The 12,720-nt window shown below is 62.9% G+C and carries 17 protein-coding genes; 11 read left to right on the plus strand and 6 right to left on the minus strand.

Annotation, left to right across the window (positions count from 1 at the left end; genetic code table 11):
- Nucleotides 1-185 precede the first annotated feature (185 nt).
- The 4 genes from C8J98_RS14690 (at nucleotide 186) to C8J98_RS14705 (ending at nucleotide 2,928) form a co-directional block, all read left to right on the plus strand.
- Nucleotides 186-614 carry a hypothetical protein gene (locus C8J98_RS14690; protein ID WP_107913939.1) on the plus strand — a complete coding sequence of 143 codons (429 nt, stop codon included), beginning with the start codon at nucleotides 186-188 and terminating at the stop codon, nucleotides 612-614.
- A gap of 36 nt (nucleotides 615-650) precedes the next feature.
- Nucleotides 651-1,586 carry an alpha/beta hydrolase gene (locus C8J98_RS14695; RefSeq protein ID WP_107913940.1) on the plus strand — a complete coding sequence of 312 codons (936 nt, stop codon included), beginning with the start codon at nucleotides 651-653 and terminating at the stop codon, nucleotides 1,584-1,586.
- 73 nt (nucleotides 1,587-1,659) lie between these two features.
- Complete coding sequence (locus tag C8J98_RS14700) at nucleotides 1,660-1,902, plus strand: hypothetical protein (RefSeq protein ID WP_107913941.1); 243 nt, start codon at nucleotides 1,660-1,662, stop codon at nucleotides 1,900-1,902.
- Nucleotides 1,903-1,998: 96 nt separating this feature from the next.
- The gene (locus tag C8J98_RS14705) at nucleotides 1,999-2,928 is read left to right on the plus strand and encodes a DUF535 family protein (RefSeq protein WP_158272718.1); all 930 of its coding nucleotides are present in this window, start codon (nucleotides 1,999-2,001) and stop codon (nucleotides 2,926-2,928) included.
- Between the two features lie 43 nt (nucleotides 2,929-2,971).
- On the opposite strand, the gene C8J98_RS14710 is transcribed toward C8J98_RS14705, so the two are convergent.
- On the minus strand, nucleotides 2,972-3,832 hold the full coding sequence (locus C8J98_RS14710; RefSeq protein ID WP_107913943.1) for a fumarylacetoacetate hydrolase family protein: 861 nt from the start codon (nucleotides 3,830-3,832) through the stop codon (nucleotides 2,972-2,974).
- Nucleotides 3,833-3,939: 107 nt separating this feature from the next.
- On the opposite strand from C8J98_RS14710, the gene C8J98_RS14715 reads away from it, so the two are divergent.
- The 3 genes from C8J98_RS14715 (at nucleotide 3,940) to C8J98_RS14725 (ending at nucleotide 5,338) form a co-directional block, all read left to right on the plus strand.
- Nucleotides 3,940-4,338 carry a MarR family transcriptional regulator gene (locus C8J98_RS14715; protein ID WP_158272719.1) on the plus strand — a complete coding sequence of 133 codons (399 nt, stop codon included), beginning with the start codon at nucleotides 3,940-3,942 and terminating at the stop codon, nucleotides 4,336-4,338.
- Between the two features lie 34 nt (nucleotides 4,339-4,372).
- On the plus strand, nucleotides 4,373-4,753 hold the full coding sequence (locus C8J98_RS14720; protein ID WP_107913945.1) for a tautomerase family protein: 381 nt from the start codon (nucleotides 4,373-4,375) through the stop codon (nucleotides 4,751-4,753).
- A 93-nt stretch (nucleotides 4,754-4,846) separates the two neighbouring features.
- On the plus strand, nucleotides 4,847-5,338 hold the full coding sequence (locus C8J98_RS14725; protein WP_107914005.1) for a tautomerase family protein: 492 nt from the start codon (nucleotides 4,847-4,849) through the stop codon (nucleotides 5,336-5,338).
- On the opposite strand, the gene C8J98_RS14730 is transcribed toward C8J98_RS14725, so the two are convergent.
- Nucleotides 5,292-6,179 (minus strand): LysR family transcriptional regulator, encoded by an 888-nt coding sequence (locus tag C8J98_RS14730; protein ID WP_107913946.1) that lies wholly within the window; start codon nucleotides 6,177-6,179, stop codon nucleotides 5,292-5,294. The genes C8J98_RS14725 and C8J98_RS14730 overlap by 47 nt on opposite strands.
- Nucleotides 6,180-6,294: 115 nt before the next feature.
- Here C8J98_RS14730 and C8J98_RS14735 point away from each other — a divergent pair, with 115 nt between their 5' ends.
- Nucleotides 6,295-6,816, plus strand: coding sequence for a lipocalin-like domain-containing protein (locus C8J98_RS14735; protein WP_158272720.1), 522 nt, complete (start codon nucleotides 6,295-6,297; stop codon nucleotides 6,814-6,816).
- 14 nt (nucleotides 6,817-6,830) lie between these two features.
- Here C8J98_RS14735 and C8J98_RS14740 read toward each other — a convergent pair whose 3' ends face one another.
- The 4 genes from C8J98_RS14740 to C8J98_RS14755 form a co-directional block, all read right to left on the minus strand.
- On the minus strand, nucleotides 6,831-7,181 hold the full coding sequence (locus C8J98_RS14740; protein ID WP_107913948.1) for a DUF3147 family protein: 351 nt from the start codon (nucleotides 7,179-7,181) through the stop codon (nucleotides 6,831-6,833).
- 12 nt (nucleotides 7,182-7,193) lie between these two features.
- Nucleotides 7,194-7,925: a sulfite exporter TauE/SafE family protein gene (locus C8J98_RS14745; RefSeq protein WP_107913949.1), complete on the minus strand. Its 732-nt coding sequence runs from the start codon at nucleotides 7,923-7,925 to the stop codon at nucleotides 7,194-7,196.
- A gap of 70 nt (nucleotides 7,926-7,995) precedes the next feature.
- The gene (locus C8J98_RS14750; RefSeq protein WP_107913950.1) at nucleotides 7,996-8,877 is read right to left on the minus strand and encodes a tetratricopeptide repeat protein; all 882 of its coding nucleotides are present in this window, start codon (nucleotides 8,875-8,877) and stop codon (nucleotides 7,996-7,998) included.
- A gap of 171 nt (nucleotides 8,878-9,048) precedes the next feature.
- Nucleotides 9,049-9,456 (minus strand): hypothetical protein, encoded by a 408-nt coding sequence (locus C8J98_RS14755; protein WP_107913951.1) that lies wholly within the window; start codon nucleotides 9,454-9,456, stop codon nucleotides 9,049-9,051.
- 640 nt (nucleotides 9,457-10,096) lie between these two features.
- Here C8J98_RS14755 and C8J98_RS14760 point away from each other — a divergent pair.
- The 3 genes from C8J98_RS14760 (at nucleotide 10,097) to C8J98_RS14770 (ending at nucleotide 12,685) form a co-directional block, all read left to right on the plus strand.
- Nucleotides 10,097-10,396 carry a hypothetical protein gene (locus C8J98_RS14760; protein WP_107913952.1) on the plus strand — a complete coding sequence of 100 codons (300 nt, stop codon included), beginning with the start codon at nucleotides 10,097-10,099 and terminating at the stop codon, nucleotides 10,394-10,396.
- A 94-nt stretch (nucleotides 10,397-10,490) separates the two neighbouring features.
- Entirely contained in the window at nucleotides 10,491-11,360 is an 870-nt protein-coding gene (locus tag C8J98_RS14765) for a DUF4189 domain-containing protein (protein WP_107913953.1), read from the plus strand.
- A gap of 53 nt (nucleotides 11,361-11,413) precedes the next feature.
- Nucleotides 11,414-12,685 carry a peptidoglycan-binding domain-containing protein gene (locus tag C8J98_RS14770; protein WP_158272721.1) on the plus strand — a complete coding sequence of 424 codons (1,272 nt, stop codon included), beginning with the start codon at nucleotides 11,414-11,416 and terminating at the stop codon, nucleotides 12,683-12,685.
- Nucleotides 12,686-12,720 lie beyond the last annotated feature (35 nt).

The raw sequence follows: 12,720 nt of genomic DNA on the forward strand, positions 1-12,720 counted from the left end.
CTGGGTATCGCGCGCGCGCCTGACTTCGTCTCTCACCGCGTGGTCCGATGGGCGCATGGCGCCCGTGGCCGGATTAGGGCCAGCATCGCGTACACGGCCCATGCATGTGTGAAATCGATGCAAGACCGCTTCGCGGCTCCTCCACACGCGGCGGCTTATATCTCGTGGGGATTCTCGGAGCCGCCATGACCACGATCACCCATCTGGGCCCCCGCGTCAGCGGGTTTTCCGCCGCCAGGCAGGACGATGTCGGGTACTGCGTTCTGGCCGAGTTGAGCAACGCGCCGACCGATCCCTGGTTACGTCTTTTCGCCGCCCGTTGCGAAGCGGTGTTCTCCCGGCACACCTCGCCGGATATCCGCTGGGTGGAGAACAAGATCTGGTTCCGGGTGCCCTCCCCGGATCTGGTCGGTGAATACGCCCGCCTGATTGTCGAAGCGGCCACCGGTGCCAGCGCCGACTACGACGAGGAACAACGGCGCGAAGCCGAGCGCGCGAACGAACTGGCGCGGAAGTCCCACGACCTTGACGACCTGCTGAACCAGATCAACGCCGCCCTGCCCGAGTGGGCGGAAGTGGGTAAGCCTGCAAGCGAACAGAAAGCGGCCGGCTGATAGGGTCGACTGCGACCGATTCCCCAGGCAAACCCCATGCACTTTCTCCGGATCGCGCTGCTGGCCGCGACCTTCTTCATCGCGTGTCCCGGTAAGGCCACCGCGACATCGCGGCCCGATGCAGGCAAGCCGATCACCATCGACCTGTGGCCCGCCGCGCCCCCGGGCGGAAACGGCCCGCAGCGCCCAGAGCGTGTCTACGAAAAAGGCAGCCACGCCGGTGCCGTGTCCAACGTGAGCCGTCCGCGCATCGAGATCTACACGCCGCCCCACCCCAACGGCTCCGCCGTGATCGTGATCGGTGGCGGTGGCTACGCGCGTATCGGGATCGGGCAGGAAGTGATGCCGACAGCGACGTGGCTGGCCTCGCAAGGCGTCACGGCCGTGGTGCTCTATTACCGCCTGCCCGCCGACCACTGGCCGGCCGTCGCGCCCTTCCAGGATGCACAACGCGCCATTCGTACCCTTCGCGCGCACGCTCATGAGCTCGGCGTGGATCCAGCCCGCATCGGTCTGGTCGGATTCTCGGCCGGCGGCAATCTTGCCGGCATTGCCGAAACGCGCTTCGCCGATGTGCTCTATCCCGCCGTGGATGCAGCGGACCAGCTTTCCTCGCGACCGGATTTCGTGGCGCTGATCTACCCGGTCATCTCGCTGCAACAGCCCTACGACACCACGCGCTCGGGTCGTGAACTGTCTACCCAGGCCGATTCGGTCCAGGCGTATTCCGTGCAGTTGCACGTGACCCATGCGACGCCGCCTACCTTCCTCGCCCAGTCCAGGGACGACCCCATCGCGAACATCGGCAACAGCCTGATCATGTATGACGCGCTGAAGAAGAACCGCGTGGAAACCGAACTGCACGTGTTCGACAAGGGCGGTCACGGTTGGGGCATGGGCCCGCCGGGTTCGCAGGTCGCTGCATGGCCCTCGCTGTTCGCCGCCTGGGCGAAGCGCATCGGATTCCTGTGACCGCCTTCACACACGCGGACTAAAGGCCGCGCGACGCTCGCCGATCCTTTACAGGAGACCCGGAGTCGCGCCCATGCCCGTACAGAACGCCCGCCACCGCAACCTGCAGACCGTCCTTTCCCAGCTGGAGGCCGAAGGCATCGTCGGCTATGCCGAACAGGCCGAGCACCTGGGCAATGTGACCGAAGGACGGCTCGCGGCCATGGCCCAGGGTGGCCCCATCGACGTGCTGTTCGCCCAGCACGTGGAGTGGGCGCTGCACCGGCGGCGGGGCTGGATGGACGAGCTCCACGAGGGCGACCCGCTCGAAGTTTGAGGGCAGGACAGGCCTCCGCAGATCCTTTCGAAGCGCGAAAGGTTGTCGAAAGATTCTACGAAGAGACTCCGCGCACGTCCCCGCGAAGTCCCCCCTTTGATTGCCCTGCAATGGATTGTTCAGAGCTTCCGCCAGCGTAACGACTGGCAGTCCCGCCGTTCCGCCCGCGTCTACGCGGCGGGCTACGCGGCGCGTTGCCTCGTGGCGCCACTGCGCCACCTTCGCTGGCTCGGCCTTCTGCAGACCCACCCTGCCCTGCGTGCCGCCGCTCAACGCGACGGACGTCTGGTCGAGCGCTGGCAGCACCGCTTCATCAGCCGCCGTTTCGGCGCTCGCAAGCGCCTCGATGCGCTGATGGATCACTACGGCTTCGTCGTCTCGGCCCTGCCGCAGGGACTATTCGAGCGCATGATTGCCGAGGGCCAGGTTGTTCTCGCCGAGGCCGCCATGAAGAACGGTGAGCTGCTGCGCGTGCTACTCATGCCGCCCACCCGCAAGGGCTGCGAAGGCGAGTTGAACATCGCCTTGGCCACAGCGGACGACACCCTGCTCTTCTCGGCCACCATCACACTCCTGCCTTCGTCGGGTGAGCTGCTGGTCGGTTGCTTACAAGGCCCGAACACCGAAGACGGCCAGGAGCGCGTGCGTCAGGTCACCCGCCAGTGCCACGGCCTGCGTCCGAAGAATCTCCTGCTCTCGCTGCTCTATGGCTTCGCCGCCAGCCATGGGCTGTCGCGTCTGCGTGGCATCAGCAACGATGGCCACGCGCGCGCAGGTCGGATCAAGGCCAGCTACGACACCTTCTGGATCGAATCCGCCGGCGTGCTTTCCCGAGATGGTTTTTTCGACCTGCCCGCGAACGAGCCGGAGCGGAGCGAAATCGACGTCGTGAGCAAGCATCGCTCGGCGTTTCGGCAGCGCGAGGCGCTACGTCGCGAGCTTGTGGCGGGCACGATGTTCGCGCTGGGTCAGCCGACGGTCGATGCGATGACCACCGGGCAGGACGAGGACCTGCGGGCCGCCTGAGTCGTCGGCGCGCGCCTTGGTCGTCCGCGCGGGCCGGATGTTTTCAGCCAACACGATTTTCGAGCGTGCCGATACCGGCGATATCGATCTCGATGAGGTCGCCACGACGCAGCGGCGTCGGTGGCTTCCGCCCGATGCCCACCCCTTCGGGCGTGCCCGTGGCGATGATGTCGCCTGGCATCAGGGTGATGCCGGCGGATATCGTTTCGATCAGCCTCGGGATGTCGAAGATCAGATCGCGCGTATTCGCGTGCTGGCGAAGCTCGCCGTTGACGCGGCAGGAAAGCTTCAGCGCGGCGCCGTCGATGGCGTCCGCGGTAACGGCGAACGGTCCCATCGGCGCGAACGTGTCGAACGACTTGCCGAGGAACCATTGCTTGTGACGCTTCTGCCAGTCGCGCGCTGTCACGTCATTGATGATGGTGTAGCCCCAGACGTGGCGCATGGCGTCCCGGCGAGTAATGCCTCGCCCACCGATGCCGATGATCACCGCCAGCTCGGCCTCGTAATCGAGGAAGTCCGTCACGCCCTCCGCTGACCAGATGGCCGCACCGTGGCCGATGACGCACTCGGGTGCCTTGGTGAACACGATGGGATCGGTCGGCAGTTCCTCGGGAGCGCCCGTATGCCCGGCGTCGAAGCCGCTGCCGGCGAACTCCTTCGCGTGGGCAGCGTAGTTCTTGCCGACACAGAACAGGTTGCGTCGTGGCCGGGGGATGGGCGCCAGCAGTTCGACCCTGGCAAGGGCGATCGACGAGCCGGTAGCCCTGGACGTGCCGGCGAATACATCGTGCAGGTCGGTCACGGGGCCGCTGTCGTTGGCCAGCGGGGTGACGGCGAGGGCGTCGTCCGATACCAGACCCACATGGACTTCGCCCTCATGGCGATACGTGGCGTACTTCATGGGATTTCGAGCCTCCGGGGTACCATTGACATTCGCTATGATGTATTTACACTATGTATATGCATCAGTCTATATCAGCCACCGACCTCCCCTGCGCCTGCACCACCATGCGCAAGGCCACCCGCGCCCTGAGCCGCCTCTACGACGACACGCTCGCACCGCTGGGCGTGACCGTGGCCCAGTTCGGCATCCTCAAGGCTATCTGGCGCGAGCCGGACCTGGCGTTAAGCCGCCTGGCCGACGAGATGGTCATGGACCGCACCTCGCTCTACCGCATGCTCACGCCGATGACCTCGGCGGGCTGGATTGCCATCGCCTCGCCCACGAAAGGCCGGGCCAAGACGGTCACCCTCACCGCGGAGGGAGAATCGCTACTTATCAAAGCGCGTCAGCTCTGGGACGACGCGCAGACCCGCGTGGTCGGGACCTACGGTGCCGATCGCTGGCAGGTACTCGAAAGCGCGATTTCCGAACTGACTCGACTCAGCGTCGGGCTCAACGCCTGATCCATCCCCTGCTTCATCCTTACGGGAGATTCCCATGCCCTTCGTACGCATCGATCTGCTTCGCGGCAAAGACAGTTCCTATCGCAGCAAGCTCGGCAAGGCCGTTTACGACGCCCTGAGCAGCATTGGCGCACCCGAGAACGACCGCTTCCAGGTCATTGCCGAACACGATACCGATGGTCTGATTTTCGACCGCACTTACCTCGGTATCGACCGCGGCGACAACTTCGTCTCGGTGCAGATCACCTTCAACGAAGGCCGCACGCTCGACCAGAAGAAGGCCCTCTACAAGGCCATCGTCAAGAACATGGGCGACTCCGTCGGCATGCGCCCCCAGGACGTTTTCGTCAATCTCGTCGAAACCAAGAAAGAAAACTGGTCCTTCGGCAACGGCGAAGCCCAATACGCCACATAACCGCGCTGTTGCACGGTAACAACCTGCCGATCCAATGTGGGAGCCGATTCATCGGCGAAGGGTGCTCGCGACAACGCCACCATGGAAACCACCATGCCAACCTACATCGTCCGCAGCACCTTCACCAATCTGGACGCAGCAACAAAACAACGCATCGCCCAAGCCATAACAACAGCCCACGCCGAAATCACCGGCGCCAACACCTACTTCGCCCAGGTCGTCTTCGACCACGCCCCACGCGAAGACTGGTTCATCGGCGGCGCCCCTCTACAAGGCGACACCCTCTTCATCCACGGCCACGTCCGCAGCGGCCGCACCGACGACCAGAAGCGAACACTCGTCGAACGCCTCGTCCGCGACATAGCGGTGGCATCGGGCGTGCTGACACAGAGCATCTGGGTTTACCTGAGCGAAATCCGCCCCAGCCTGATGGCCGAGTTCGGCCACGTGCTACCCGAACCCGGCGAAGAAGCCGCATGGTTCGACGCACTACCTGAAGAAGATCGCCGCCTGCTCGCGGCGATTGCCGAACGAGCAGCTACGTCGACAGCCTCTGTACCATCTCCGCCTGCAGAAAGTCGATAAACCGGCGCACGCGCGGTGGCTGATACGTGTTCGCGTGATACATGGCGTGGATGGGCGACGGTGCCGACCAGGCCGGCGCGTTCACCAGCACGAGACGTCCTGCGCGAACATCGTCCGCGACCGCCCATTGCTGGCGGTAGGCGAAGCCCAGCCCACGAATCGCCCACTTGCGTATGACTTCGCTATCGGTGCACTCGTGATAACGACGCACGCGTACCGTCGCGTCACCCAGGCGCCACTCGTCGCGAGGACCGGCGTTGGTCGTCAGCACCAGCGTGGGACGTTCGACGAGATCCTCCGGCCGCGTCGGCATGCCATGCGTCGCGATGCACTCCGGCGAGGCACACACCACGCGACGACTATCGAGCAGATGCCGCGCGACCAACGAACTGTCCTCGAGCGGACCGACGCGAATCGCGACGTCCACATCATCAGGCACGAAGCGCGAGATCGAATCGGCCAGCGAGAGGACGATACGCACGTCCGGATGGATCGCCATGAACCCGTCGAGGATATCCAGTAGCAGGTTGCGACCGAGATCCGAGGGCGCCGAAAGTCGCAGCGTGCCGCTCACGGTATCGGTGCCGCTACGCACGGCGCGCTCGCCCTCTTTCATCGCCTCGATAGCGATGCGGCAATAACCCAGGTAAGTACGGCCTTCATCCGTGAGGCGCAGCTGCCGCGTCGTTCGTTCGAACAACCGGGCACCCACCGCCGCCTCGATCCGCTGGACACACGCACTGGCGGCCGCCGGGGACAGGCCCGCCCTGCGTCCAGCCGCCGACAGGCTGCCCAGATCGGCGGCGTCGACGAGCAGCTGCATGTCGCTCAGGCGGTTCATGGCTGGGATCATCTTCAAATTATATTTGAAGGTCAATGAAGAACAAGGCCAATTATCAAATGCGGAACTGGCGGTGAGGATGACCCCACCCAACCTCACCCAAGGCTTTCCCGCCATGAAGCGCCCTTCCCTGTTCGCCCTCGCTTCCTCCCTGGCTTTGGTCGCCGCGCCGCTCGGGGCCCTCGCCGCTGACACCGCCTCGTCCGGCCCCGGCGTCCTGGAGGGTGCCTGGACCCTGGTCCGCTGCGACAACGTCTACCCGGATGGACATCGCGTCGAACTCTACGGACCGAACCCCGAAGGCTTCTGGCTCATCGACGCCCACGGCAACTACATGATGGACATCGTGCGCGCCAAACGCATGCCGTTCGCCGTCAACGACAAGTCCAAGGGCACGCCGGAGGAATACCGCGCCGCATCCCTGGACTTCAACGCGCACTACGGCACGGTGAGCGTCGATGGCATGACCATGCACAGCCACATCGCGCAGGCATCGTTTCCGAACTGGGATGGCAAGGGTGGCGACAGCGCATTCGTCATCAAGGGCGACGAACTGACCTACACGGTGGCCAAGCCGTCGAGCGGTGCGGCGGAAGGCGCGCATGGTGAGGTTGTGTGGCGGCGTGTTCATCGCTGAGGCTGCGCGTCACGTCAGAGAAGCCGAATCCCGAAGGGTTTGACGCATACGGCAAACACCGCGAAGCACGCGATCGTGATCACCGCGCTAAGGCCCAACGCGGGCCAGAAGCCGAACCGTGCGAGCAACGCCGGAAACGCCAGGAACATGGGTAGTGTCGGCACCACATACCAGAAGGTGTACCAGGCGTGGTTGGCAATCTTCTCGGCGGGCTGCTTCTCGACGTAAAGCCAGGTCAACGCGAGCAACGTGACGAGTGGCAAGGAAGCCAGCAGCGCACCGAGACGGTCGCTGCGCTTCGCCACTTCGGAGACAGCGACGACCACGGCGGCCGTGATCAGGTATTTGGTGATGATCCAGTACATGGTGGGCTCACATCAGGCGTGGCTGGAAAGTGCAGCCCACAATAGCGAAACACCCGAGCAAAGAATCAATCCGTCGATAAGGTAAGCGTATCGGTGGCCCGGAATCCGGCTGATGATGCCCTTGCCAATAAACGTGCCGATCATCAGCGACGCACCCACGATGAGCCCCTGAATGACGACCTCGCCAGACAGAGCGCCAAATTCCCGGAACGTGGTGACCTTACTGACGTACAAAGCCAAGGCGGTCGCGGCCTCCGTCCCAAGGAACGGTCCGCCGACCAGGCCGTAAGACGTGAACACAGGAACGCTGAGCGGCCCCGTCGACAAGACGAGTCCTGTCAGGAAGCCGATGGCCGCCCCGCAAACGGAAAGCCCCCATAGGGGCATCGGTTTGGACGGAGGACGTAGCCGGCGAAGCGCCAGCATCGACAGGAAGAACAGTCCAAGCCCTGCATCGATCCATCGCGGCGGCAAGGCAAGGAGCGTACACGCGCCCAGCGCGGCGGCAGGAACACCCGGTGCGGCGTAAGCCAGCACGGCCTTCCAGTCGATGTCCTTCCACCAGGCGATAACGCGTGAGAGGTTGGCGATCACCGCCGCGACAGCCATGACCGGCACGGCGTGCTTCGGCCCGAACTGATACGTCAGCAAGGGAAGCAGCAGCAACGACGAGCCGGTTCCGATGACGCCGCTGAGGCATCCAGCGACAAGGCCGACGGCAAGAACAAGAAGGAAGGAAGCCAAACGGAACCGCTGCGATCAGGGGAACCGTGATTCTAGCCTTTCAGCCAGAATCACCGGATGCCGACACATCTCACCACTGGTTGTCGTCACCGCCACCGTCGGACGAGCTGTCGTCCCACGAGCTGTCGTTGTTGCCCATGTCGATCGGGTCGTCGCGGAGATCGTCGTACGCCTGTGCAGACGGATCCGGCTGTGAGGACGAATCCGGCCCCAGATTGCCGAAGCCGCTCGCACCCGTGTTGTGCGTTTCTTCACCGTCGCGGTGGGAACGAAGTGCTTCATCGAGCAGCGCACCGGCAGCCAGACCACCAAGGCCGGCAGCGACAGCCGTACCCACGCCAGACGACGGCGGGGGCGCATAGCCCGGATTGCCATAGCCTGGATTGCTGCCATAAGGCTGGCCACCATAAGACTGACCGCCATTCATGGGCGGTGCCGGCGGATAACCGTTGCCGAACTGGCTATTCGTGTTCTGCCGACGACGCATCAGGAAGAAGATGATCAGAACGAGGATCACGCCCCCGATCAGCCAGCCCGTCATGTGCGACTGGCCACCAGCTTCGGTACGGGCGGCCGGCTGGGGCTCAGTGAAACGCGTGGGAGCTACCGCCGCGGGCCGGGCGGACGGCGGCGCGAGCGCTGCATCCAGCTGGTGCTGGAAGTGCTGGAACTTGGCCGGATCCGTGAACTTGGTCGCCGGGTCCAGGGTCGCTGCCTTGGACGCCTCGGTCTTGGCCTCGCCGATATTGCCTTCGTGGGCAAGGACCTCAGCCAGGATGTAGTGGGCCTTGGCGCTCTCCGGGTGTTCGGAAACGGCCTGGCGCAGCGCGGTCTCTGCCGCCGGGTAGTCGCCCTTGGCAATGAGTGCCTGGACATCCTTGGGGGAGTCGGCGGCGCTGGCAGCCACCGAAGTGAGGGCCAGCAGGACTAACGTGAGAATCGGCTTACGCATGACGTTCTCGGGAGCTCAGGAAGACGCTTAGTGTCATGCGTCGGTCGCGAGTTTGCGAGCCGCAAGAAAATGCTGTTCAGCGTGGATTTCTTCGTTGATCGCGTCGCCTTGGAGGCTGTGTGAATTGCATTGTCACGCAGCGTGACACTTGCCACAGCACGTGATCGTCTTTCACGCCGGACGGCGAGGGCGGCGCCCTTGGCGCATATTCCGGAGGATGGCGTTCAATCCGATCTTCTGGACACCGCCGTTCCGGTGCGGCGAATCGAATCGCTCGTACGCGCTCTCCACGAAGAAGATGGCCCTGACGCCAATAGCCAAGTCTTCGACGGCCTCCTCGAGACCGTCGACGAGCGTACCGAGGTGATCGACCTTGTGCTCAATGCGGACAGCCGAAGCGGTAATCCACACAAGCATCCCGACGATGACTTGTTGTTGTACATGCAATGGTAAGTTGCCAACAACATCGTCCAATGAGCGTGTATCCAGGCCTTTGAAAGTTTCATTGACAGCCACGCACAGATCTCGCTTTTCCAATGCCATGACCATGGCGAACGAAAAGCTTACGCTGGCGCCCATCCGCACGTCTGTCGGTAAATTCCTACAACATGCCAACGCTCAATGCGTCCGAACATGATTCCGAATTTTCGGACCGCGACTGGGAAACGAGATTCAGAATTCTCGCGATATCTCGCGTCAAGGTAGCAAAAGACTCGCAAGCGTACTCACCCCTACAGACAACCCAATGTTGTTTTGCTACGGTCATCCCGTTGCCTGCGTCGTCGCTTAGTCAGCTGCGCAGACAACCATCGCTCGACGCGGTGAGAAGCGCGGCCCGAGAGTGCTAGGAACACTCCCGGACCGCTGACCACAACCAACTAACCAGGAGTCAATCGTGGGTCCCAACGATCTTACGGCACTCGCTCGCCCGCTGAATCCCCTCGGCGACACCCTCAACGGTTACCGGGCTGTCTGCATCCGTCGCAGACACGGTTGACGATCCGGGGCGTCAGCTAACCATGAGATGTTTCTTGGCCGTGTAACCCGGCGCGTAGCTTCGTGCGTCGAGTAAGCGAGCTGACGCTCACCCACGTCATCAACCAATCCGCCCGGCGCCCGGCCACGGGCAGCCCTGAAACCGCGAGTCCGATTGATCCGCGGCACGTCGCTTCGTGCGCGTGTCGTACCAGGCAAACGGTGGCTTCATCAAGGAGCAGTCATGTCTACAAACAACGAACACAGCGCGGCACGCCGTGCTCGCTATTACGCCGATCCTGACGCTACGGCGCATGATCTTCTCAACAACGCGGCCGAGTTGCTTCAGTACGCACGCGGCCTCACGGAGCTGCTCGCCGAGTTCGTGCATGAGTCGGATACGGTGGATTGCCGACGGATGGCGCTGTCGCTTGATGCGGTTGCGGCGCTTACGCAGATGGGGGCGCATTGCGCTGCCGAGGCACATGCCCGCTTGTCTTGGGAGAAGAGCGTGGCGCCGGCGGATGCGTCAGGCACACATTGATGTCGGCGCCGCCAAAGCCCGCACTCCGTCTCACAGCGACGGGAGCGGTTGCGGTTAGACTCGGGCCGAATTCAAGGACAGGACGACGCAACACATGGTGAACCCACGCATATCCTTTCTGGGCGCCTTCGCCTTCCTCATGGCGTTCCCGGCGATGTCAAAAACGGCCGAGCCTACGCCGAGCGCCCCCGCAGAAATCGTTGCATCCGCACCACAGGGCACTCACCTCCTCGCCTTCAAGGCCAGTGGTGATCAGGTCGACGCCGACGCCGTAGCCGTGTTTGAAACGCCACCCGACAAGGACGGCGTGACATACAGGGACCTCATCATTTTCGGCAAGAAAGACGGCAAGTTCGCCCCGGAAGTGTCGAGCGACAAGATCATCGCCTGCTCAAAGTGCAGCCAGTTCCACGATGACCCATTTATGGTCGAAGGCCTGGACGTCAAGCATGGCCACATACACATTGACCAGGAAGATGGCGGCGAGAAGCCCACCACCACGATCATCGACCTGACCAGACAATCGGGCGAATGGCACGTCAAGTCAGCAAGCCGTCACATCGTGGTGATGGGCAGATACGAAGAACGAACTGTCGTTCTGCCCTTGCCAAAGTCCGGCCTTGCGAAGGACATGGATGCCGAGTGGGCCATACCGGTTTATCTGAATACCCTCATCGTGAACCAAAAAACCGGCAAGTCCTGGATCTTGACTGGCGACGAATCGCAAGAAGCTGTTTGGAAACACATGGTCGGTCGCTGCGACAAGCAGGACTGCAAGATTCTCGTCCAGCAGCAGGACGGTTGCATCTCTCTCGTGCGGGACGAGTCGTCTCGTCCGTTCAGCGGCGCTAGCTCTGATAACAAAGAAAAGAAGCAAGCCGTCTCGCAGGCCATGGACGCCTGCAATGCAGCAGGCGGCAAAGCGTGCAAGGAAGTTGACACCCAGTGCAGGCGTGGCATTTAACGGCCTTTGGGCCTCAGCAAGGAAGATATATGGACGTTCTATCTGACAAGAAAGTGACCCGCCTCGTGGCAAGCCAGGGCATGACTCGTGTCTATGAGATGGAAGACAACACGTGGGTGACGGCGAAAGACGGAACCGTTTCCTGGCGAAACAACAACCCAGGCAACCTAAAATTCGAATTCGAAGGAAGCGCCGACCAGACCGTGCATTCCACGCGAAGTAAGGAAAAGGCCCTGGCGACTGCTCAGACCCGTTACCACGGCGTCGTGGACCTCGACCACTGGGGCAACGCCGTTTTCGAGAATTACGAGGCAGGGCGCGAGGCTCAGAAGCAACTCGTCGTCGACCGGTTTGCAGACAACACCGTCGAGGAGCTCGTGAAGGGCTATTCAAAGGCGGACTACAGCGGGGTAACCCACCACACCAGCCAGGCAAACACAATTTACGCCACGGCTGCGGCGGAAGGCTTTGACCTGCACGGCAAGAAAGTCCTGGATATGACCCCGGACGAACGGAGTGCCTTGATCGACGGCATCGCGCGCGCAGAGGCCTGGAAGCCTGGCAACACCAACCAGAGCCCACCGCTGACCGACGAACAACTGGCCGGTGTACTCCATTCAAGCAGCCATCAGGCCGATCCCGTCCACCCGCGTGCGGCTTCGAACGTGCACCGCGAGGGCGACAGGGGCGAGGCTGTAGGTGCCTTGCAGACTGATCTTGCCGCTCTCGGCTTCACCGGTCGCGACGGCAGCCCGCTCCAAGCAGACCAGCGCTTCGGCCCGCACACGAGGGAAGCGTTGGAAACTTTCCAGCAGACTCACGGACTGCGTACCGATGGCGTAGCGGGACCGGCAACACTCTCAGCACTCGCCGAGGCGAAGGCCCAGGCGCAGACGTCAACTCAGGCAACCGTTCCCGACATGCTCGATGCCCGCCACCCTGCTCACGGTATTTACGTGCAGGCCCACTCGTGTGTCGCGAGGATCGATGAGGAGCACGGTCGCGTCCCGGGCCCGCATACGCAAGCGCTCGCCGGTGGCCTTACCTCAGCTGCCGCCATGGCCGGATTCAATCGCATCGACCATGTCGCCCTCTCGGACGATGCCAACCGTGCTTACGCAATACAGGGCGAACTGAACTCCCCTTTCAAGCAATTCGTCGAAGTCGACGTTGTGCAGGCGATCCAGACTCCGCTAGCGCAAAGTAGCCAGGAGGCCGTTACGCATATGCAGAACAATGCGCAGCAGCAGGCGCAGATCCCACAGCAGACGCAGCAGCAGGCACCCGACCCGGTTCAACAGGCTGGCCCGTCGATGACGCGGTAGGCCACGATCGGCGTGACTGCGAACGCTCCAGGGAA

Source organism: Luteibacter sp. OK325 (genome assembly GCF_003050935.1).
Lineage (GTDB): Bacteria > Pseudomonadota > Gammaproteobacteria > Xanthomonadales > Rhodanobacteraceae > Luteibacter.

Bases quoted from the DNA above. Each gene is read 5' to 3' on its own strand.
- C8J98_RS14690 (WP_107913939.1), top strand. From the start codon at position 186: ATGACCACGATCACCCATCTGGGCCCCCGCGTCAGCGGGTTTTCCGCC.
- C8J98_RS14695 (WP_107913940.1), top strand. From the start codon at position 651: ATGCACTTTCTCCGGATCGCGCTGCTGGCCGCGACCTTCTTCATCGCG.
- C8J98_RS14700 (WP_107913941.1), top strand. From the start codon at position 1,660: ATGCCCGTACAGAACGCCCGCCACCGCAACCTGCAGACCGTCCTTTCC.
- C8J98_RS14710 (WP_107913943.1), bottom strand. From the start codon at position 3,832: ATGAAGTACGCCACGTATCGCCATGAGGGCGAAGTCCATGTGGGTCTG.
- C8J98_RS14715 (WP_158272719.1), top strand. From the start codon at position 3,940: ATGCGCAAGGCCACCCGCGCCCTGAGCCGCCTCTACGACGACACGCTC.
- C8J98_RS14720 (WP_107913945.1), top strand. From the start codon at position 4,373: ATGCCCTTCGTACGCATCGATCTGCTTCGCGGCAAAGACAGTTCCTAT.
- C8J98_RS14725 (WP_107914005.1), top strand. From the start codon at position 4,847: ATGCCAACCTACATCGTCCGCAGCACCTTCACCAATCTGGACGCAGCA.
- C8J98_RS14730 (WP_107913946.1), bottom strand. From the start codon at position 6,179: ATGAACCGCCTGAGCGACATGCAGCTGCTCGTCGACGCCGCCGATCTG.
- C8J98_RS14735 (WP_158272720.1), top strand. From the start codon at position 6,295: ATGAAGCGCCCTTCCCTGTTCGCCCTCGCTTCCTCCCTGGCTTTGGTC.
- C8J98_RS14740 (WP_107913948.1), bottom strand. From the start codon at position 7,181: ATGTACTGGATCATCACCAAATACCTGATCACGGCCGCCGTGGTCGTC.
- C8J98_RS14750 (WP_107913950.1), bottom strand. From the start codon at position 8,877: ATGCGTAAGCCGATTCTCACGTTAGTCCTGCTGGCCCTCACTTCGGTG.
- C8J98_RS14755 (WP_107913951.1), bottom strand. From the start codon at position 9,456: ATGGGCGCCAGCGTAAGCTTTTCGTTCGCCATGGTCATGGCATTGGAA.
- C8J98_RS14760 (WP_107913952.1), top strand. From the start codon at position 10,097: ATGTCTACAAACAACGAACACAGCGCGGCACGCCGTGCTCGCTATTAC.
- C8J98_RS14765 (WP_107913953.1), top strand. From the start codon at position 10,491: ATGGTGAACCCACGCATATCCTTTCTGGGCGCCTTCGCCTTCCTCATG.